6 protein-coding genes are annotated in these 23,127 nt (G+C 67.5%); 3 read left to right on the forward strand and 3 right to left on the reverse strand.

Going from position 1 to position 23,127, the window contains the following annotated elements; all coding sequences use genetic code 11:
- The first annotated feature begins 146 nt into the window (after positions 1-146).
- From AC1DIQ_RS05765 to AC1DIQ_RS05775, 3 genes are read left to right on the forward strand one after another with little or no spacing between them, the layout of a single operon-like run.
- Complete coding sequence (locus AC1DIQ_RS05765) at positions 147-1,187, forward strand: ribonucleotide-diphosphate reductase subunit beta (RefSeq protein WP_088434232.1); 1,041 nt, start codon at positions 147-149, stop codon at positions 1,185-1,187.
- Between the two features lie 12 nt (positions 1,188-1,199).
- Positions 1,200-1,664: a flavodoxin gene (locus AC1DIQ_RS05770; protein ID WP_121036937.1), complete on the forward strand. Its 465-nt coding sequence runs from the start codon at positions 1,200-1,202 to the stop codon at positions 1,662-1,664.
- Entirely contained in the window at positions 1,658-1,981 is a 324-nt protein-coding gene (locus AC1DIQ_RS05775; RefSeq protein WP_121036938.1) for a thioredoxin family protein, read from the forward strand. The genes AC1DIQ_RS05770 and AC1DIQ_RS05775 overlap by 7 nt, the downstream gene beginning before the upstream one ends.
- Before the next feature lie 711 nt (positions 1,982-2,692).
- Here the strand turns inward: AC1DIQ_RS05775 and AC1DIQ_RS05780 are convergent.
- From AC1DIQ_RS05780 to AC1DIQ_RS05790, 3 genes are all read right to left on the reverse strand, one after another.
- The gene (locus tag AC1DIQ_RS05780; protein ID WP_478049709.1) at positions 2,693-3,004 is read right to left on the reverse strand and encodes a DUF3817 domain-containing protein; all 312 of its coding nucleotides are present in this window, start codon (positions 3,002-3,004) and stop codon (positions 2,693-2,695) included.
- A gap of 122 nt (positions 3,005-3,126) precedes the next feature.
- Positions 3,127-4,737, reverse strand: a complete 1,611-nt coding sequence (locus tag AC1DIQ_RS05785; RefSeq protein ID WP_478049616.1) for a ShlB/FhaC/HecB family hemolysin secretion/activation protein — start codon at positions 4,735-4,737, stop codon at positions 3,127-3,129.
- A 20-nt stretch (positions 4,738-4,757) separates the two neighbouring features.
- Positions 4,758-23,069, reverse strand: coding sequence for a leukotoxin LktA family filamentous adhesin (locus AC1DIQ_RS05790; RefSeq protein WP_478049617.1), 18,312 nt, complete (start codon positions 23,067-23,069; stop codon positions 4,758-4,760).
- Positions 23,070-23,127 lie beyond the last annotated feature (58 nt).

Raw genomic sequence — 23,127 nt, forward strand, 5'->3', positions numbered from 1 at the left:
CGTCAGCCCGGTAGCTGACGACCGTTGGTCGTCAGCGCACTGACCGGTAGTGCCGGCCGCTGGCCGGCAACCCCACACATGCCCCGGTAATGCCGGCCGCTGGCCGGCAACTCGTATTGCCCGCAGAGAAACTAGGACGCACCCCCATGGCCATCCCCCTCGAACGCATCAAGATCCTCGAACCGCGCCACCCCAACCGCTCCACCGGCATCATCAACGGGCGCACCAGCGGCATCCTCAACTGGAACGACATTCCCTACCCGTCCTTCTACCGCGCGTACAAGGAGCTTTCGACCAACTTCTGGATTCCCGACGAAGTCGACATGAAGGGCGACGCGCGCCAGTACGGCGAGCTCAATGCCCGCGAGAAGAACGCCTACGACTCGATCATCGGCCTGCTCGCCACGTTGGACTCGCCGCAGACGCGCTTCATCTACAACGTCGCCGAGTACATCACCGATCCCGCCGCGCATGCCAATGCGGCGATCATCGGCCAGCAGGAAGTGATCCACAACGAAAGCTACAGCTACGTACTCGCTTCGATCGCCGGGCTGGCCGACCAGAACCGCGTGTTCGAGATCGCCCGTACCCACCCGACCATCCTGGCCCGCAACGCGCCGATCATGCAGTCCTACGATGACTTCATGCGCGAGAAGACCGCCGAGACGCTGATCCGCGCATTGATCCAGTCCTCGATCCTGGAAGGCATCAACTTCTACTCCGGCTTCGCGTTCTTCTACAACCTGGTCCGCCAGAACCGCATGACCGGTACCGGCAAGATCATCAGCTTCATCAACCGCGACGAGCTGGCCCACACCAAGTTCATCAGCGAACTGATCCGCGCCATCATCGGCGAGAATCCGGCGCTGCAGGGCGAGCAGCTGACCGCCTACGTGCATGAGGCCTTCGAGCACGCCATCCAGCTGGAAACGCGCTGGACCGGCGAGGTGCTGGACGGCATCGACGGCATCGACGTGGACGAGATGATCCGCTACGTGAAGTACCGCGCCAACAAGATGGCCGGCATGCTGGGCATCGAGAAGCTGTACAGCGAGACCAATGTCAACGTGATGCCGTGGATCAAGGCCTACGCCGACAACTTCACCGAGACCAAGACCGACTTCTTCGAAATGCGCAACGCCAGTTACAAGAAGACCAACGCGGACAACGGGTTTGACGACCTGTAAGGAGGCATGGCGATGCACATCCTGCTGGCCTTCGCCTCGCTGAGCGGCAACACCCGCGAGGTGGCCACGTTGATCCGGGCGCGCTGCGAGGCACTGGGGCACCGGGTGGACTGGGTCGACGTGGATGCCGTTGACGCGGCCGTGGCGCTGGCGGGAGAGCCGCCTGCCCTGTGCCTGGTCGGTTCCTGGACGGACAACGCCGGGCGTACCCCGGCGGAGATGAAGGACTGCGTGGCCGCGCTGCGTGATCGCTTCGGGCTGCCACTGCCGTTCCCGGTGGCGGTATTCGGTACCGGCGAGACCCAATGGGGCGAGGAGTACTACTGCGGCGCCGCCCACCGGCTGGCGCGGTTCTTCGGCGCCCCGTACCCGGTGCTGGAGATCGAGCAGATGCCGCACGGCGCCGAAGACACCCACACCATCCACCACTGGACCGACACCGTGTTGGCCCATACCCAGAGCCCTACGACATGCTGACCCTGCACGCCCAGACCCCCGAGGATTACCACGCCGCCCTGCGCGAGCACCCGGCCCTGCTGGTGGATTTCCACAAGGACGACTGCCCGGGGTGCCGGATGCTGGAGATGTCGTTGGCCAGTGTCGCTGGCGCGATTGAAGACGCTGGCATGACCCTGCTGAAGGTCAGACTCGAGACGGTTGGAGAGGGATTGTTCCGCGAGCTCGGGTTGCGCCAGACCCCCACGTTGCTGGTGGTCCGCGACGGTCACGAAACCGCGCGGCTGGCGGGATTCCAGTCGCCGAAGCAGATTCTTGGCGTGCTGGGCGCTGGATGACGCATATGTGCACGTTTGGACTCGCTAATGCGGCGCGACTGCCGCTGGCTGGCGCCTCGCCAGTGCGCCACGTCGCCGTGACAAACTGGGCCTATCGGCATATACGGATTGCAGCCTCTTAAACGCACTGAGTCGATTAGATCTTTCGATCCAAACTCACATTGGGCGTTGCGTTGCAAAAATCGAAATGCTCTGCATCCACTATCAGCGTGCCTGAATGATCAGGCCCATGACGGAGAGATATCATGCAGATGGTCAGATTATTGTCCGCAGCTATCATCTCGGGGGTCGCCGTATTCACAGCATACGTGGCGGAAGGCGCACCTCCGTTCTGTGAAAAGCAATGCGACTATGGTTACAAGGCCTGCCTGAGGATAGGGGAGGAGCCGGTAAAGTGTAGGGAGGAGTATGCGAACTGCATGCAAGCTTGCAGAGACCACTCGGAACTAGCTACAGACATTCTGAGGTAGGGGGAGATCGCCACGTGGAATCGTCGCAGGCCAACCTTGGTCTGCGACTACTTCGGGTGCCTATCAATATTGAATCGCAATCGAACTCCCTAGCTCATCGGCAAGCTCTACATCCAAACCACTCCGATAATAAACCCGCGACCGGGACACATCACTTCAATTGAAGCGCTATCTGCAATTGCAGACAGCACTCCATTCTTTACTTCATATGGCCAGCGAACATAGAGGCCCGATGCTGTCGTCAGCCATTCCGTGTAATCGGCGCCAACAAGAGCCCACGACTCTTGAACCACCACTCCAACGGCAGCGTCACCAGCGGCGGCACCGCAGCAGCCAATGCCAGCAGCGCGGCCCACCACGGCCAACGCAGGCGGATCGCGGCGAGCACCGATACAACCACGTAGACCATGAAGGCCACACCGTGCACCGGGCCGAAGATCTTGACCCCGACCGGGGTCGGATCGGCTGCCTGGTACTTGAAGTACATGCCGATCAACAGGCCGGCCCAGGTCAGGGCTTCAACGAAAGCGACCGTGGCGAACACGCGGCCCATGGGGCTGATTGGCAAGGCACGCTTCAAGATGGGCTCGGGGTCGTAACGGAAAGGACCCGCATCATAGCCAGCGAACGGTTTTGATGCGAATCATTCTCAGCATGCGGCGCCGGCCCTGCCGATCACCAGCGTGCACTGATGCGGAAGTCGGCGCGCAGGCTGTCATCGTCCTGCAGCACTTTGTCCAGTGGGTGGCCCAGGTCAAGGCTGTAGCTGTAGCGCTTGGCGAGCTGTCCATTCAGGCCGACGCCGACGCTGCTGATGCTGGCCGAGGTGGGGTAGTCGTCACGTACCTCGCCATGATCGAAGAACACGTAGACATCGTGCGCCTGCCGATAGGGCCGGTGCAGTTCGACGCTGCCGAAGTAGCCTTTCACCCCGGAAAGGGTGCCGCGAACATAGCCACGCACGCTGCCGATGCCGCCCACCTGGAACAGGTTGCTTGAGGGCAGGAAGTCGCCGTTGCTGAACTGCCAACCCAGCTGTGCGCGGTACAGCAGGCCGCTGCTGCCGATGCGCTGGGTCCAGCTGGTGGATCCGTTGGCGGTCGTGAAGGCACGCCCTTCGGCCAGCGTCTCATCGGTGCGGATGCGCGAGACGCCCTGATAGAACGTCCAGTCGTAGCCGTCATTGCGATAGCCGGTGCTGACACCCAGGGTCACCGTGGTCGAATCGACCTCCGACACCCGCACATCACCGATATCGGACACGGAGTTGCTGCGCGAGACGTTGGCGATGGTGGACAGCAGCCAGTTCGGCGTGGCCACCCACGGCTGGGTGAAATCCAGACCATAGCTGGTCGACTCGCCAGTGATGTCCAGGGCGCGGTAGGCACCGTCGATGATGTTGATCTGGCTGCGCGACACGCTGGCGCCGACACGGCCGTTGCGCGTGTTGACGATACCGGAGTAGCCGATGCGCCCTTCCAGGCCACCGCGCGACCACGCCACCGAGCCGGCCAGCAGGTCACTGATCCCCGCCAGACCCCAGAACTGGCCATGCGCACCGTAGCGCTCGCGGCCGGTGGTCTCTACGCCGGAATTATCGACGAATACGCCCCAGTTGCTTCGGTCCGGCACCTCCGCCAGCAGCACGATATCGGTCTGGCCGGCGGCCTGGCCGGGCCGCATCAGTGCACGCACCTGCAGATCGGTGGTGCGGTTGAGGTAGATCAGCTCATCGCGCAGGTGATCGCTGCGCACCACCTCCCCTACCGGCTGCCGCACCCGCCGCTCCACAAAGCGCACCGGCACCTTGCCCTCCCCGGTCACCTCCAGCGTACCCAGCGTGCCTTCCAGCAGGGTGACGTCAACGCGCCCTTCGTTGATCGACTGCTCGCGCAGAAGCGCGCGTGCCGTACTGATCCCGGCTGCCTCGTAAGCTGCATTGACGTCGGCCACCAGTGTCTCCAGCTCGGCCAAGTGGACCTCGCGCCCCTGGTAGCGGGCGGCGATCGCATCGAGCGTGGCCTTCGGCAGCAGCGCCGATGGACTGAAACGCACCTCGTTGAGCACGAAGCTGCCACGGACATCGGCCAGCCCGCGTTGCCCGGCCGGCGGAGGCGCCGGCTGCACCGGGTCCACCACCGGGCGCTCCGGCTGCAGCGGCTGGCGCTGCTCGTAGTAGCCGTCAATGCGCTGTGCGGTGTCCTTCCCCGCGGTGCCACTACTGTTCTGCGCATGTGCAAGACAGGGCAGCAGCGCGCTGCCGATCAGGAACATCCCTCGGTACATGGTGTGTTTTCCGTCGTTCATCAGTTGGGCGCCCCTAGGTTGACCGCGCCGCCCGGGGCCGGAGCCACCACATCGCGGGCGTTTGCTTCATCACCTTCCGCGGGCGCACGGGCGGGTACCGCCATCTCCGGCGAGCGGAGATTGAGCATGCGGCCCAGGTAGCGCACCGCGCTTTCGCCCAGGTAGGCCGGCCCGGCCTCGAGGTGGTCGCGGTTGTAGTTCGGGCTGCTCACCCCGACCCCATCGTTGAACCGCAGCACATAGGCGTCGGTATCCAGCAGGCGGCCATCGGTCGCCAGGTGGAAGCGGCGGTTCAACTGCAGCAGCTGCGCGTCCGCCGGGCGCAGCGCCGGGCTGGTGTTGTCCATCAGCACGTGCAGCGCCGGGGTGGTCAGGGTCATGGTGCGTTCCACATGGCCATCGGCGATGGCGACCTTCGCCGAGGAGGACGTCAGCTCTGCCTCCATGGCCCGCAGCGTATCGATCAGCCAGGCATCACGCGGCTGAACGTCCACCACGATCCGGCGGGCGACACCGTTGCGGTAGCCGGTCAGGGTGGTCGTCAGCAGGCCTGGGCCAGCATCGGACTGACTTACCTGCGCCTGCACCTCATCGGCGGCCAGGTTCAGACGGGTATCGACCATGGCCTGTGCCAACGACACGGTGTCACGTGCGGCCAGCTGTGCAGACGCCGCCTGCAACTGCCCACCGGCCAGCGAACCTGCCTGGGCGTCCATGTAGGCCGTGGTGCCTGCGCTGGCCCGCTCGAAGCCGATGCTGCCACCCGCAAGGATCGACTGTGCGCCACCGCTGCGACCGTCACCGAAATGGATATCCCGACCCGCCTGCAGCGCTGCATCGCCGCCGGCCTGGTACACACCCCATTGCTGGGTGCCGCCGCTGGTGGCCACCAGGTCGCTGCCGGTGCTGGCCGCTTCGATCCGGATATCGCCCGCAGCCAGCACCTGCAGTGCCATCCCCGCGTCCACCTGCCGGCCTTGGACATCCGAGCCGCGCGATGCCAGTGCGATGCCGCCAGCCGCCTGCAACGCGTCGAACCGCAGCGCCTCGGTGGACGTCAGTCCAAGATTGCAGCCCACGTTGAGCGTGCCGATGACCAGTGCGACACCGGCATCGCCACGGAAGTTACAGCCCACGGTCACCTCATCGGCGGAAAGCTGGGTGCCTGCGATCCAGTCACCATCCACACCGATCACGGCCGTGCCCACATCGATGGCCTGGCCGGCGCGCAGGGTCATCGAGCCGTCGACCGCCGCGCTGCCGAGGGTGATGGCGCCGTCAGCATTCGCCACCAGATCGCCGCGGCCATCGAAACGCTGGACGTGGGTGTCGCCACCGCTGCCCACCTGGGCATTGCCGCCGATGCGTGCGTTACCGACATCGACGTGACCCGCAGCGTTGATCACCAGTGACTGCGCGACCGTTGCATTGCCAAGCTGCACATCCGTGCCGCCATCCACACTTGCCTGCCCCCCCACGGCGGCATCGTCGATGGCCAGCAGACCTCCAGCGTTCGCAGCGAGGTCGCCGTTGCTGGTCAGCTGCTGGATCTGCAGCGCACCGGCCGCATCCAGCTGCATCGCCGCACCGGAGGACAGCGTCTGCGCTACCAGCGTGGCACCGCTAGCCGCGCTCATGGCGCCCTGCGCCTGCAGTTCGCCAATGCCCATCGCCCCGCCGCTGCGAAGCTGCGCATCGCCGCCGACCGTGGCAGTACGCATGTCCAGCGCCCCGGCCGCCGCAACGTCCAGCGACTGCCCGACCACCACCTGGGCCAGGCGTACATCCGCGTCGCCTTCAAGGCGCGCATCGCCATCGGCCACCAGATCGCCGATGGCGAGCAGCCCACCTGCCGTGGCGGCCAGATCGCCCCCGCTGTGGAGCTGCTGCACATCCATCGCATCGGATGCCTCCAGCTGCATCCCCGCCCCGGAGGACAGCGTCTGCGCTACCAGCGTGGCACCAGTGATTCCGCTCAGCGCCCCCTGCGCCTGCAGTTCGCCAATGCCCATCGCCCCGCCGCTGCGAAGCTGCGCATCGCCGCCGACCATGGCAGTACGCATATCCAGCGCCCCGGCCGCCGCCACGTTCAGCGACTGCCCGATCACCGCCTGGGCCAGGCGTACATCCGCGTCGCCTTCAAGGCGCGCATCGCCATCGGCCACCAAGTCGCCGATGGCGAGCAGCCCACCTGCCGTGGCGGCCAGATCGCCCCCGCTGCGCAGCTGCTGCACATCCAACGCATCGGACGCCTCCAGCTGCATCGCCGCACCGGAAGACAGTGTCTGCGCCACCAGCGCGGCACCGGTAGCCGCGTTCATTGCCCCCTGCGCCTGCAGCTCGCCAATGCCCATCGCCCCGCCGCTGCGAAGCTGCGCATCGCCGCCGACCGTGGCAGTACGCATATCCAGCGTGCCGGCCGCCGCAACGTCCAGCGACTGCCCGACCACCGCCTGGGCCAGGCGTACATCCGCGTCGCCTTCAAGGCGCGCATCGCCATCGGCCACCAGATCGCCGATGGCGAGCAGCCCACCTGCCGTGGCGGCCAGATCGCCCCCGCTGCGCAGCTGCTGCACATCCAGCGCATCGGATGCCTCCAGCTGCATCCCCGCGCCGGAAGACAGCGTCTGCGCTACCAGCGTGGCACCACTGGTTCCGCTCAGCGCCCCCTGCGCCTGCAGCGTGCCAATGCCCATCGCCCCGCCGCTGCGAAGCTGCGCATCGCCATCGGCCATCAGGTCGCCCACTGCGAGCAGCCCACCTGCCGTGGCGGCCAGATCGCCCCCGCTGCGCAGCTGCTGCACATCCATCGCACCCGACGCCTCCAACTGCATCGCCGCGCCGGAAGACAGCGTCTGCGCTACCAGCGTGGCACCACTGGTTCCGCTCAGCGCCCCCTGCGCCTGCAGCTCGCCAATGCCCATCGCCCCGGTACTGCGAAGCTGCGCATCGCCACCGACCGTGCCGATACGCATATCCAGCGCCCCGGCCGCCGCAACGTTCAGCGACTGCCCGATCACCGCCTGGGCCAGGCGTACATCCGCGTCGCCTTCAAGGCGCGCATCGCCATCGGCCACCAGATCGCCGATGGCGAGCAGCCCACCTGCCGTGGCGGCCAGATCGCCCCCGCTGCGCAGCTGCTGCACATCCATCGCACCCGACGCCTCCAACTGCATCGCCGCGCCGGAAGACAGCGTCTGCGCTACCAGCGCAGCACCGCTAGCCGCGTTTATTGCGCCCTGCGCCTGCAGTTCACCAATGCCCATCGCCCCGGTACTGCGAAGCTGCGCATCGCCACCGATCCTGCCTTGGCCCAGGGTAAGTCCGCCGGCGCTGGTCACGACGGCATCCGCGCCAGCCTCCAGGTGGCCGATGTCCAGCGCTCCCCGCGCCTGCATCGCCACCGAGTGACCGGCGACGCCGTGGCCGATGTCGGCGGAGGCCGTTTCCAGCCGGACATCGGTTGCCGCATCCAGCAGATCCGCCTGCAGGTGCGCGTCGCTGTGCAGCGACAGCGCACCCGATGCGGCAACCACGTCGCCCACAGCACCCCCGTTGGGGAGGCGCAGGTGGATGTCACCGTGATCGCTGCGTGCCAGGACAAGCCGGCCGACATCGACCGTGAGGGCCTGCGCGTCACTGCCGATTCCGTCGCCCGCCTGCAGGCTGGCCAGCACGTGACTGCCGCCACCGACATTGACCGCGGCATCCCCATTGGAGTGGATACGACCGTCCGCCTCGAGCATCACGTTGCCGGTGGCCGTGTTACCGGTCACGGCCAGCTGGCCCACGCTGATATCCGCGCTGGAACGCACCGCGACCACCCGGCCAGCACTCAACTGGCTTCCGGCGCCCATCGCGAAGCCGCCCGCGTCGATCTGCACGCTGTCGCCGGCGCTGACCTGCGCGCCTGCCGCCAGCGATGTGGCCTGCAGCGAGAGCAGCTGCAGGACCTGGTCAATGGCGGCGTCCCCCAACTGCAGGCCGCCACCGGCGGCGACATTGGCGGAGGCAGCGCGCAGGTTGCCGATGCGGACATCCCCCATCGGGGCGCTGACAATCGCGTCGCCCGCCGCCTGCACCGAACCCAGGTCGGCACCGTTGTACCCGGTGGCGCCCAGATCGCCACCGGCCTGCAAACGCACTGCGCTCAGCTTGCCCGCCGTGCTCAAAAGCTGCAGGTCGCCCCCTGCGGTAAGCGTGCCGATCGGCATATCCACGTCGCTGGAAAGACGCACCTCGCCCCCTGCCGCGCCATCCAGCCGACCGCCGGCAACGATGCGCAAGGCCAGCGAACCGCCGTCCTCGTCGCGGATGTCGTCGCGCACGGCGAGCTGGATGTCGCGCCCGGTCAGCGTGCTCACGCCCTTCAGGTACGACAGCAGGCTGCCGCCGCCGACGTCCAGTACGACGTCCTGGTTCGCCCTCACCAGGCCGATACGCAGGTTCCCGTTCTGCTGGGCCAAGCGCACGTGTTCACCGGCGTTGGCCAGCAGCAGGCGGCCGTTGATCTGCACACGCAGCGGCTGACCATCGTGGCCCATGATGCTGCGCAGGGCGCTCAGGCTGAGGTCCTTGCCGACCCTCAGAGTCGCACCGGCCGCACTGCCACCGGTATCGGTGATATCGCCGTCACTGCCGATACGTACATCGCCACCGGCGTCGAAGCTGTTCAGCGCCAGTGACGTGCTGCCATGCAGGTAGGCATCGCCCCCCACATCGGCCTCGATCCCGCCCGTGGCTGCCAGCACCACCGGAGCCGTGCTGCGGATGCGCAGCGAGACCACCACGGCACCGCCGCGCACCTGATCGGGCGTGAGCACATTGCCGGCCGCGTCGAGCATCTGCACATCGCCCGGCGTGGTCGCAAGCCGCATGGCCAGCATCGCCTCGGCACTGAGGTTGCCGCTGTTCACGTCGGCCAGGCTGACCGTGTATTCCTTGTCCAGGCGGCCCAGGTCATCGCGGGCATGCAGGCTGACATTGCGCCCGATGATCACCGGTTCGGCATTCAGGGCTGAACCGGTGGAGGGTTCCAGCGCATTGGCGTTGAACACGTAGCGCAGCTGGTCCTGGCTCCACTGAGAGTCAGCCGTCATGCCATCAAGAAGTGCCGCCTTGCGTGCCGCGACCATCGCGCTGTCGCCACCGCTGGCAGCCAGCTCATAGCGGTACCCCGCGTTGAAGGACGCGAAGATCGCTTCCTGCTGCCAGCCGCTGCCGAAGGCGTCGGTGAACACCGTCCCCAGACGGTTGAAGCGCTCGGCGAGGTAGTCACTTACCCCTGCATCGTCCAGGCTGCCGCCCCGCGCGGCTTCTGCCATGGAGCGGAACAGGTTGATGGCAGTGCCACCGGCCAGGTAGCGCCCATCGACGACACTGCCCAGCGCGTGGAGCTGGAAGTACTCGGCGTAGCTGGCGTCGACCTGGCTCTGGTAGCTGACGATCGACTGCTGGCCGCCGCCCTGGAACAGCTTGAGGTTGTCGCGCAGGCTGGCCAGCTGTGCTTCGTTGAGGAAGCTGAACGAGGCGCGCTGGGCACCGCTGTAGATCGAGCCCGAGGGGGCCTCGATCAGCACGTCACCGGCCAGCGACTCGATGCGCTGTACCCAGAAGTCGCCGCCGAGGTCGCGCAGCGCGATGTCACCGGTCGCCCGCGCCGAGATGAGCCCACCCTCCAGCACGCCGTCGCTGCGGGTACGCTCGCCGGCATCGACCACCAGGGGCCGGGAGAGCGAGCCGATGGCACCGTAGACGCTGTCCAGGGTGATGTCGGCACCGATGATCGACGCAGCATTGCCGGTGGCCGCACCTTCAATGTCGTACTTGGCGCGCAGCCACACATCGCCACGGCCGGTGCCACTGCCGGCGCTGATCAGCACCTTGGCTGCCGAATCCACGTCCAGTGCAATGTCACCGCCCGCACGGGCCACCAGGTTGCCGGCAGCCACGGTAGCGCCGTTGGCATTGGTGTAAGACACCATCTGGACATCCAGCGGGTTGGCGGCTTCGCCGGCCTGTGCGCCGACAATGCTGCCGATGCTGCCGGCCGCGTCGAGGGTAAGCTGGTTCGTGATGATCCTGGCGTCACGCGATGCGCTGACGATGCTGCCGTTCTCGCTGGTCAGGAAGGTCCGGCCATCGGTGTTCTTCAGAACACCATTGATACGGATGGTCTGGCCCGAGTCGACGTCGAGCAGGCCTGCATCGTTGGCGCTGAAGTTGATGCCGATCCGGTTGTCGGCCTTGGCCGTGTTGGTGACGACCAGCGTGCCACTGCGCGGGGCGCGCTGGTACCAGCTCGTGCGCCACGTGCCGCCGTCATCGAACTCATTACTGCCGGGGAACCCGTAGTTGTAGCGGCAGCCACTTTCGTTCTTCTTTTCGCAGCGGTAGTTGACGCGCGAATTGAGGTTGCTGCCGAAGTCGCCGGTCAACTGTGACTCGAACACCGCCACGCCGCCTGCCTTGTTGCCGTACGTGACGCTGGACGTTTCCCACTGCTGGCCGTTGAAGACGGTGTTGTTGTCCCTGTCCACCCAGCGCCAGTTCTCAGCAGTAAGCACGCCGTTGTCGGACTGGATGTTGCGCGCGATGCGGGCCGTCTGTGTCCAACTCGCAAACATGCCGGCGCGCGGGTCATACGCGGTCGTGTTGCTGAGGGCCGATACTCCCGGGGCATCCCAGTTCAGGGCATTCACTCCGCCCTGATAGCCCTTCACGTTGCCGTTGCCGTCGCGCAGATACCACGACGCAGTATTGAGCTCACGGTCGCGGATGGTGATCTGCCCGGGCGCCCCGTTGCCGACCAGGATGTTGCCAAGCTGCAGGCCCACATCGGCCAGGCCATTGTTGATGATCACCGAGCCCTTGCCACTGACCACATTGAGCGAGCCGGCGGTGGATGTGCTGACGATGCGGCCATCGAGGTAGATCGAACCGCCCCCGTTGGCCGAAATGTCCGGCACGATGAACTGGCGGTTGAGCGAATCGTACTTCAGGGCGATGCGGGAAGAACCTGCGCCGGATTTCGCCACGAACATGGCAGGCACATCGAAGATGCCCTTGCTGGCCTGGTTGTCCTTGCCGTCGATCCAGGCGCGCAACGCGCTGCTTTCGACCAGGATCGCCGAGTAGTCGACCGGCCGGCCCGCCTTCAGCGCGACGTTGACGTCGATGTAGTTGGCCGTGATCTTGATGCCACTGCCGGCGTTCACACCGCTGCCCGTGCTGGGCACCTGGCCAAGGCTGGCGTTGCTGACGTCGTCGGGCTGCGTGGTAAGCAGGGTGCGCAGATTCCGGGCATTCACCTTTGGCAGGTAATTGGTGTCCTTGTGGCTGTACCGCGATACCACGCCACCGTCGTAGTACTGCCCACCCAGCGCTGAAGCGGTGCAGTCCTTGTCGCCGATGCGATAGCGGCATGCACCAAACACCAGGATGCTGGGGTTGTTGACGTCGTTGCCGGTGCCATACAGCAGATAGTCGGTCAAGCTCATGCCGGCCGCGGCGGCCGCTGCGCCGTACTTCGCGTTGGCGATGTACGCCGCGGCGTCGTCGGCATTGGTGATGCCAGATGCCACGCTGTGGCGTGCCCACAGCGCGCTCACCACACTGCCGTACCAGTTTTCCGAGCCCCGGTTGTAGCCGACCTCACCGTTGGGCGCATTGATCGTCACGCTTTCGGCGAGCTGCTCGCCCCAGCTCTGGATGTTGCCGAGCGCGTTGTACATGTCCAGCTCGCCGCCCGTGACCGAGATCAGCCCGCCCGCACCGATCGCAGCGGTGCCGGTGGTCGCCTCGTTGCGGATGCTCACCAGCGCATTGCTCTGCCCCGGGTTCTGGCTGACGCCGATGCCCACGGCCTGGTTGCTGTTGCCGGTGAACAGCACGTTGCCGCCGCTGTACTCCGGTACCAGGATGTCACCGGCCAGCAGCAGGTTGTCGGTACTGCGGTTGGTGATGGTGATCTTCGGGGCGCCCTTGGCGGTGACCGAGCCGCCACCGCGGATGTTGCGGCCATACAGGATCACATCGCCGCCGGCCGCATACAGGTCGCCGATGGTGTGGGTGTAGAGCGCATTGCCGGCGATCGCATCGAAATCGTGGATGCCCGACGCGTTCAGTCGCGCCTTCAGCGCGCTGCTGAGCTCGCGCTGGGTATCGAACGGCAGCACATCGCCGCCCGCGCCGCTGCTGGTCAGCTTGCCATTGGCATCGATCAGGATATCCAGCACGTTGTAGCGCCCGGCAACGACGCGGCCATCGATCAGCACATCACCGCGGGTGCTGCCACCACTGCGGCTGTCGCGCACGGTGACCGGAATGAACCCCAACTGGTAGCCGGTGGCGGCGCCATCGGCGTTGCGGAAGACATTTTCACCGTAGGCACCGAGCGACACGAATGCGCCGCTGAGCAGCTCACTGCCCGCAGCCAGAGCGGTGCTCGCGTTGCTGTCCACCGTGGAGGACGCCGAGGAATCCGGCACCGCGATCAGCCCGCGGCTGTACCCCTGCGAGACCGCATTGGCGGCCAGGCGTGAGGTCCAGCCATTCATGCCGTCCTGACCGGCGGAGACGAAAGCGTTGTGCAACGATTCCAGCTTCGCGCCGCGGCCGACATTGACCTGCTGGTCCATCGCCAGCGCCACGTTCGCATCGGAGATGCCGACCGCGGCCAGCACACCCCAGGTGTTCACCAGCGCGGTGGCGCCGATGTCCGTCGCGGCGTAAGTGCCGACGTTGAGCATGTAGCTGCTCTGCAGGCGCGCGTCATCGCCGATGTTCACGCGGTTGCCAAGCATCGCATTGGTGCGGGCCTTGACCACGGCGGCATTGATCGCCCCGCCGGTGGTCAGCCCCGCACGGTCATCGGTGTTCGCACGGGTGTTTGCCACGATGTCCAGCGCGCCGCCATCGCTCGGCGTCGGTGCGACACCGGCGCGCAGCAGGGCGCCCTTGCCGATATCGATGGTGCTGCTGCCATCCAGCCGGGTGACCACCTGTGCGGCACTGCCACTGAGGACACCGCCGCCGGCCGCGCTGGCGGCAAGCTCGCTGCCCAGCGTGCCGGTGTAGTTGTTGTCGGTGCGCAGCACCAGCGATCCGGCCGAGACAATCTGGGCATCCTCGTCCACCAGCAGCCCGACGGTCGCGTCCGCACGGTTGCTCACGTTGGCGCCACTGGCGTTGAGGACGCCTGCGCTGGTGCTGTTCGCGCTGCCCGCGTAGTGGCTGTCGTGCAGCGCCCGGGCGTCAAGGCGACTGACATCCAGCACGGCGTTGCGGCCGATGGACAATTGCGTGGTGCTGCCGGTGTGCGTCGCTGCCAGCGCCGCGTTGCCCGCAATGAGCCCGCCGGTGCCCGCCGTGGCGTTGGCGCGATTCTCGTCCTTGCCGCTGGCGGCGAGCGTGGTGTTGCCTGCGTACAGCAGGCTCCCGGCCCCCACGGTGACGCCGGTGGTCGCCGCGGAACGCGCGTTGGCATCGACGACGCCAGCGGCCAGCAGCCCCGCCACGCTCAACCCGGTGGCATCGGCATGCTGATTGCTGTTGTTGACTGCGCGCATCGCGATCGTGCCGCCGCGCGCGTAGTCGGTGATGTTGTTGATGGAATAGGCCTCACCCTGCACCACCACGTTGGACCCAAGCGCTGCCTGCACCGCGTTGGTACTGGCAGCGGTGGCGAAGGCGCCGGCGCCGGCCAGATACAGGCCACCGGAACCGGCGACCGCGCGTGCATCCACGCTCCCGCCGTGGACGCTGGCCAGGACATCCAGCCCACCGCGGTTGGACAGCACCACACCATTGCCTACATGGGCGTCCACCTTGGCACGGGAGGTGGCATCAGCGACCGCCGCACCGACCGCCAGCCCGCCGGCCAGTGCAGCACCGAAGGCCTCGGCCGAGACCTGCGGGGTGGCCTCGGCATGCACCTCAATGCTGCCGCCCACCCCGGATACGCGTGTCCGCTCGCCCAGCCAGGCGCGCACGTCGGAGCCATCGTCGGCCAGTGCGACGGCGGCGCTGACGCCGGCCAACACGCCACCGGCCGCACCCCACGCGCCTGCATGCGCGCCGCCCAGCGAGCTGGCGGCGAAGGTCACGTTGCCAAAGCCGGCCAAGGTACTGTCGTTGTGCAACCACGCCTGGACGTTGGCGTTGCGTGCCGCGGTTGCAAGGACCGCACCGGCCGCGAGTGCACCGGCCGCCATGCCGGTGGCTGTCACATCCAGCGTGCTGGCATCGCTGGCACGGACCGCAAGACCCTGGCCCTGGCTGCCTGCCTGCAGGTCACCGGCCACCGTGGCCGATACCGTCTGTTCCAGGCGCGCCAAGCCGATGGCCGCACCGACGCCCACCAGGCCGGCACCGCCGGCATAGACGTCCAGACCTGCGGCCTTGCCTGCGCTGCCGTCGCCGGCGTTGGCGAGCACCGCGATGGAACCGGCCCGCGTGGTGTTCGCCGCCAGCACCGCCTCGGTGCTGCCATACAGGCCGGTCATGCCGAATGCGCCGCCCACCCCGAGGCCACCGGCGCCGAGGCCACCGACCGTGTTGCGGCTGCTCATCAGGGTCTGCGCGCTCACCTCAAGCGCGCGTGCCTGCACGCTGCCGCCACGGATGCTGGCGCTCACCAGGTCCCCACGACCCTGCAGACTGCCGATGTCCACCTGGGCGCGGCTGTTCAGCGCGCCCGCGCCCTGCCCCCCCAGGGTGCCGTCCAGCGCGGCGGCGTCGATCTTCTGGCCATTGCCCAGCTGCTTCAGGCTGGCAAAGGTGCCCCCCAGTTCCGTATCACTGTCACCGCGGTCGCCAATGCCGGCCAGCAGCAGCCCGGCAGCGCCGCCGATGCCGGTGGTGGCGCCCACGCCAGCCGTCACGGTGACCATGTCCACCGCGCGATCGGAGACGGCATTCACATCGATGCTGCCCGTGGTCGACAGCGTGCTGTCTTCCACGGTGGCCTTGACGGTGCTGCCAAGAATGGCCACCGAGGCGCCCGCACCTACACCGCTGCCGGCGATGCCCACGCCCACCGCACCGGAGTACGCGGACAGCCGCAGGATATCCTCGGCCACCACCGCCATATCGGTGGCATCCACCGAGGCCTGGGTGACCAGCGCACGGGTGTCGTTCTGCAGCAGGTGCACCTGTGCCATGCCGGCGATGCCGGCGGCGCCGGCACCCGCGCCGCTCACCGCCACGCCGTTGAAATCGGAGCGGCTGCGCGCGTTCACGTCGAGGTCGCGTGACACGAAAATGTTGGTCGCGCGCCCACGTTCGCCCACCTGCGCCAGCGTGGTTGCGGTGCCCATGTTGACCAGCGCGGTGCCGGCCACCGCCGCGCCACCCCCGACGGCGCCTGCGCCGCCCACCAGCGAGGCGGCGTTGTCGCTGTTGGCGTTGACCGCCAGGGAGCCCGCCCGCAGGGTGCCGCCCAGCACGCTTGCGCGGGTATCGGTGGTGAAATTGTTGACCACGCCGGTGGCGGCGCCGCCGGTCAGGCCTGCGGCCGCGCCGACCACGATCGCCAGCGCGTTCTGGCTTGCATTGGCCTCCACGGTCACCGCGTCGGCAGCCGACAGGGTGACGCCCTCGATGCTGGCGCTGGCGTGGCTGTCGAACAGGTTGGTCGAGAGCGCGCCCGCCCCCGAGAAGACGCCTGCGCTGGCAGCGATGCCGGCCACATAATTGGCCGAGGCCACGTGATGGCTGGCGCGCACATCCACGCTCTGCTCCGCTGCGGCGAGACCTGCGCTGTCCTGGTCGGGGTCGCTGCTGGTGCCCAACCCATGCTGGTTGATCCGTGCGTCCTTGATGATCGCGGTGGTACTGCCGGCGATGTCGTTGACGGCCGCCATCACCGCCACCGCACCACTGGCGATCGGGGTGGTACCCAGCGCGCCACTGACGCCGATGGTCCTGACCTGCTGGCGCGTGGCCGCATTGACCGCGATGCCATGCACGTCGATATGGCCAGTGCTCAGGTCCACGGTATCGAAGGCCATGCCGGCGGCGTCGGTACGGGTGCTGTGGGTATTGCCCGCCGTGCGCCGGCCACTGTCCACGCCTGTCAGCGCATCTCCCAGCCCCAGCGCGGTCACGGCAGTTCCGGCACCGGTGATCGCCGCCTCGGTGCTGCCATCCACCAGGTTGACGACGGTCCCCAGGCCGATGCCCGCGTTGACGCCCCCGCCGACGCTGCCGGCGTACACGTCAATCTGCTGCGCCTGCGCGGCGAGCACGCCGACGTTGTCCTGTGCGAGGACATTGGCGCCTGCTTCAATCCGTGCCGAGACAGCGCCCTTCATCCGGTTGACCGCCACCGAGGCTGCGCCACCGACCGCGCCGCCGCCGCCCAGGCCAGCGGCCACGGTGCGGATGCGGTTGCCCTGTCCGCCGGCCGCACCGGACGCATCGGCCTGCACCAGTAGATTGCGGACATCCAGCTCCAGCGCGCTACCGGACACCACCGCCGAGGTAGTGCCGCCGATATCGTTGTAGGCCACTGCCGCGCCCACGCCCACGCTGCCGCCGACCGCTGCGCCACCCGCCAGCGAATCGATGCTGCGCTCGTCACGGGCGCTCACCTTCACATCGGCCAACGCGTTGTGCAGGCTGCTGTCAGTAAGGCTGGCCTGGGTATCGGAATGGATCAGGTTGGTGGTGACACTGCCGGCCACCGCGGCCGTGCCCGCCCCCGCACCGGACACGGCCGCGGTACGCACCAGGCTGCGGTTGGCCGCATCGATGCTCAGCGCACTGGCGCCGCCCAGCGTGGCATTGTCCACCACGGCACGGGTACGGCCGCCGATGTCGTTGACGCTGCTGGCTGCGCCGATGCCTGCCGTCCCCCCGGCCGACAGCGCGCCCCCCAACGAATAGGCCGCACCCGAGGTGTCGGCGCTGACGGACACCGCACCGGTGATGCCACTTCCCTGCCCGGTGACACCCCGCAGGCGGGCCTCGGTGAGGGTGTCGATCAGGTTGGTGGTGTTGCTGCCGGCAATGGACGCGGTGCCCCCCAGCGCACCGGCAATGGCGAGTGTCTTGGTGGTGGCGGCCGACGCCGCACTGACATCCAGCGCAGTACTCACCTCCAGCGCGGTTCCATCCACCTCGCCCAGCGTGGTATCGCCGATGGTGGCCACGTTGATCGCCGCGCCGATGGCGGCGGTGCCGCTGCCGGCGACCGCACCGGCCAATGTGTGGATACGCGATTCGTTGCTGGCGGCCACCTGCACGATGCCTGCCTGCACGCTGCCTTCCCGCAATGCGGCCTCGGCATGGTTGTCGATCATGCTCCAGCCCACCGAGCCTTGAATGGCGACATTGTTGGCTGCGCCTGCGGCAACCGCACCGGACAGGATCCTGGCGGCATTGGCGGCCTCGACATCGACCCGGCCAGTGCCAGCGGTCAGCTGCGCATCATCGACCAGCGCCAGCGTGGTGTTGCCGATGTCATTGATGGTCAGCGCCGCACCCACGGCGACCTTGGAGCCCAGCGTTGCCGCCCCCGCCAACGAGCCGATGAAGGATTCGTCGCGTGCCTGCAGCTGGATGCTGCCTGCGTTGAGCTGTGCGCCATCCCGCGGCACCTGGCCCTGCGCGTCCGCCAGGCCACGGCCGACCAGCACCGAGGTGGTGTTGCCGATGGCGTTGTAGGACGCACTGCCCACCCCGGTGAAGTTGCCGGTGCTGCCGCCAATGCCGGCACTCACTGCCAGGATGTCGGACTGGTCGTTGGCGGTGAGTGCGATGTGCCCGGCATCCAGCGTGGCATCGTTGACCGAGACGGTATGCGTGTTGTTGATGGTGTTGTAGGCGAAGGCCACCCCGGCATTGTTGCCTCCCACCTGGACCATGCCGGCAACGGCGATGATCGAGCTGCGGGCATTGTTGCGACCCGCCGCATCTACCCGCGTATCGTCAGTGCTGGCGGTATCGGCATTGGGGTCGACCTCGATGGGGCCGATCCCGGCGCCACAGTAATCGACCGCAAAGCCCGAGCCGCAGCCGTCGCTGGTGCCACGCAGGTCGTCGATCGTCGCCGTCCCGGCGAAGGCTTCGATGTCACCACTGGCAGTGATGCGGCTGCCGCCGTCAATGCTGGCGGCGGTCTGGCTGGCGATCTGGTTGACCAGCACCGAACCGGCGATCGCCACGCCGTCGCTGCGCGTGGACGCGCCCCCACTGGCAGCCGCCGCCACGATCCGCGATGCATCGGCCGCACGCACGCGCACGTCCTGTACGCCCTCGATGTCGGCACCACTGACTGACGCGCGGGTGCTGTCGCCCACTTCGGCATACGTCACTGCCGCCCCCAGGCCGGCCTTGCCACCCGCATACAGTGCACCACCCCCGTTGGCGATCTTCGAGGCGTTCACGGCCTTGACATCGACATCGGCGGCCGCGCCGCTCATGCCGCGGAGGCTGCCCCCCACGATGCTGGCGGCCGTATCGTTGTGGGACATCGCCACGGTCGCCGAGATCGCGCCGGCACCGGCCGAGCTCTGGTTGGAGGAGGCATTCACGCCCACGCTCAGCCCGACGTTGACCTGTTCGCTTTCGTTGCGTGCGGTCACCGTGACGGTGCCGGCATCCTCCACGGTACTGTCGCGCAACTGCGCGGTGGTCGTGTTCTGGATGTCACCGTAGGCCACGCCACCGGCCAGCGATGCGCTGCCCTGGGTGTTGTCCGACCCGGCCGCGGCCACCGACAACGCGCCGCTGACGCTGACCAGCAGCGTCTGGTTGGTCGCGGCAAGATCCAGCTTCAGGCCCTTGCCGCTGTTGTCCTTGACCACGGCCGAGCTGATGTCCGCCTTGGTGTTCTGCCGGGCACGATTCACCGTCGCACTGCCGGACAGGGCGATGCCGAACTTGGGTTGCGGCGTCTGCGCGCCCTGCCCCTGCCCCGGTGCTGCATTCCCACTGCCCAGCAGGCCCTTGGCCTTGTCGAAGTACGCGGTCAGCCCGGCGCTGCCGTTGCTGTCTGCCTTGTTGGCCATGCCTTCCAGCGCCGTGACCTTGCCGAGCGCACGGGTCTTGAGTGAGTCCAGGAAGCCAGGATTCTCCGCATTCTGCTTCGCCGCCAGCTCATCCTGGGCCTTCTGCAGCTGCTCGGACGAGCTCTTGGCGACTGCGCCGGCTGCGGCCACCGCACCGGCCAGCCCGCCGCTGGTGGCGTTGACCGCCAGCTCACCCGTGGTGATCGCGCCTACCGGCCCCGTGCTGCTGCCGGTGGCGAAGGCTGCAGGCACCGCACCGATGAAGGCGCGGGTATCGGTGTCCAGCTGCTGGTAGGCAACGCTGGCCCCCACCGACACACTGTCGCTCATCGCAACCGCGCCGGCCACGGACCACACGAACAGGTCTTCATCGGCACGCACGCCAACCGTGGCGGCACGGATGTCGGCACGGTTGCTGATACCGGCCAGCGTGGTGCTGTCCAGGTCGAGCGCGGTGGCCGTTCCGCTGACACCGATGCTGCCGCCCTGGCCTGACTGCAGCGCCAGCGCCACCACGGTTTCTTTGTTGTCGGCCTGCACTGCCAGGCTGCCTGCACCGGCATCGACGCGGACGCCATCATGGATGATCGCCGCCGCCGTGTTCTGGTAGTCGATATAGCCGACGCTGCCGCCCAGGGCAGTTCCACCCTTGCCGACGTTGCTGTCCTTGAGGTTCTTCAGGGCAAGATCACCGGCCGCGTGCAGCCCGGTGACGTCGGTGTTGGCGCGCACGGTGGTGGTGGCGTCAAACGTCCGGCTGCGCGCAGCGCCGGCATGGTCCTCACCCTCCAGCGCGGCGCTCCACGCCGCGGTGCTGGTGTCGCGGGTGGTCAGCGAGGCACCGGCGGCGACATCGGTACGTGCGCTGTTGGTGGCCTTGAACCAGCTGACCGCGCCCCCGATGGCCACTTCCTCGGCCGAGCCCCGCGCCGCCGCGTAAGAGGCGAACAGCTCCGATGGGTCGGTGATCAGGTCCTTGGCGGCGGAGATCGAGGCCTTGAACGCGTCGAAGCTGCTGAAATCCGGGACGGCACCGGTGAGCGCACTGAAATCACGCGGCAGGCGTACGTCCGACGACAACCCGATGCGTTGCGCCGCGAGCTCGGCCGAACTGCCCACCAGGGTCCGTGCCTCATGGGTGAGGTTGGCGATGTTGACCGCCCCGGACAACGCGAACGCTGAACCATCCGCGCTCTTGCCCTTGGCCAGCACATTGCTCATCGCATGGTTGCCGATCTGTGCATCGGTTACCTGGCTGTCGACCACGATCGCGCCGGCGCTGTCGACCTTGGTGCCCGCGCCGATGCTGGCGGTGGCCGCATGGTCGCCGTCGACAACGCTGATCGCCCCGCCGAGGCGGAAGGGCGACGCCGTGGTCGGGGTCGTCGCCGGCGGCGTGCTGCCACCGTCCTCGCTGCCGCTCAGCTTGGCGATGGCGCCGCCAATGCCGGCGCCGGCCAGCGACTGCGCCACACTCATCAGCCCATCGCTGCCGCTGCTGATCGCTTCCACCTGTTCCTGGCCGGGCAACGGCTCGCTCTTCGGGCCGGTGATCAGCGTGCTGGTCTTGTTGAGGCGGGTGATGCTGGCCGCCTGCACGGTGACGTCGCCCGCCGTGGTGCGGGTATCACGGGCCAGGCGTGCTTCGGCCGCGATATCCTGCAGACTGATCGCGCCGGCCAGGCCGACCGCGCCATTCTTGTCGGCGCGCGCCGTGGCGGAGGTGTCCAGAGAGACCGCGTTGACGGCAGAAACGTTGACGCTGGCGGCGTTGAGCGCTGGCCCACCGGCTTCAATCACCGCGCGGGTGTCAACGTTGACGTTGCTGATCGCCGCCGTGAACGCAGCGGTCGTGTTGTTCACCGCGAACGATTCGGCCGCAAGCTTCAGCGTCGTATCGGCATCGGCCTTCACCGCCACATCGCCGCCCGCCACCAGCGTTGCGCCCGAGCGCACGATGGCTTCCGTGGTGGCGTTGATCTGCGCGTATGCCGCGCCCAGGCTGAGCAGGTGCTTTTTCGGAATGGGGTTGCCATTGGCATCCTTCACCGGGTCGCCGTTGGCATCGGTCACCACATCGCCCTTCTCGTACGTCTTTCCGGCGGCCGAATTATCGATGGCCTGCCGGGTGCTGGCGTGCAGCGTGATGTCATCGCGCGCGGTCAGCGCCGCGCTGTCCTTCACTTCCACCCGCGCCGTGGTGGCGCCGTGCAGGAACGAGATCTGTTCCCCCAGCAGCTTGTCCGCCCCCAGGTTCACCAGCGCATCGCCGAGGTCCGTGAGGTTGCTGGAGTCGGTGACGCTGTTGACGAGGTCGGCCTTGATCTCGTCGAATACCGCACCGTCCTTGTCGTAGCCGGAATCAATGACCGCAAGCGCGGTCAACTCGATATCGTCCGCCTCCAGACGTGCGTTGCCGCCCACCGTCACCGAAGCATCGGCACTGCGCACGCCCAGCCCGGTATCGGAGATCGCCGCCGCGCGCAGCTGAATCCGGCCGCCCTCGTTGACCAGGACCAGCGGCTGCGAGGCGCCGGTATTGACGGCCGCCCCGATGCCCTGCAGATCGCCATTGGCATCGCGCGCGCCGGCCGGCACGAACAGCGTGCCGGTGACATCAATGGCCCTGGCCTGTACGCGGATGCCGTTGCGTGCGTTCACCGTCCCGTGCAGCTCCACCGTCTTGTCGGTGAGCTGTCCCGGCGTCAGCGTGCCGTACATCAAGGCATCCAGGCTCTCTCCGGCGCCGAGGATGTCGCTGGCCGTGGCGCGGTTGGCCGTGGCCACCGACAGCGAGCCGACATTGAGCACGCCACCGTTGCCGACCACCAGGCCATCCGGGGCGACGAAGAACACTTTGCCGCCCACCGCATTGGTCGATTCCAGCACGCTGTTGAGGTTGCCGTTGATGTACGCACGCGCGTCGGTGACCAGGTTGACCAGGTTGTGCACCTGTTGCTGACCCTGGGTGGGTAGCACAAGATCAACGGTCTGGCCGAGTTCCACGCCGAACTGCCGGAAGGAGTTGAAGGCGACCTGGTTGCCGGCCGCGCCCTTCACTGTGCCGGTGGTCACCTTCCAGTGCGGATCGTTGCCCTGCCGCGTCACGTGGGTGTCGGTGCGACCATCGGTGACCATCGCACTGCCGTCATCGCCGGCGATCACGCTGCCTGGCAACGCCAGCCCCAGCACGGAGCCGATGGCCACGGCCAGTCCGGCAGGGCGCAGGCGATGGGGACCCAGCTGCGCGTTACGCACGGCGGAGGACAGGCAGGACGAAGGGTCGCGATGGTTCATGGCAGGCTCCGGGCAGTGGCTGGCGGGGCAACCGCGGGCCAGCAAGGGTCGCGGCAAG

This window comes from Stenotrophomonas sp. 05L413, from assembly GCF_056397945.1.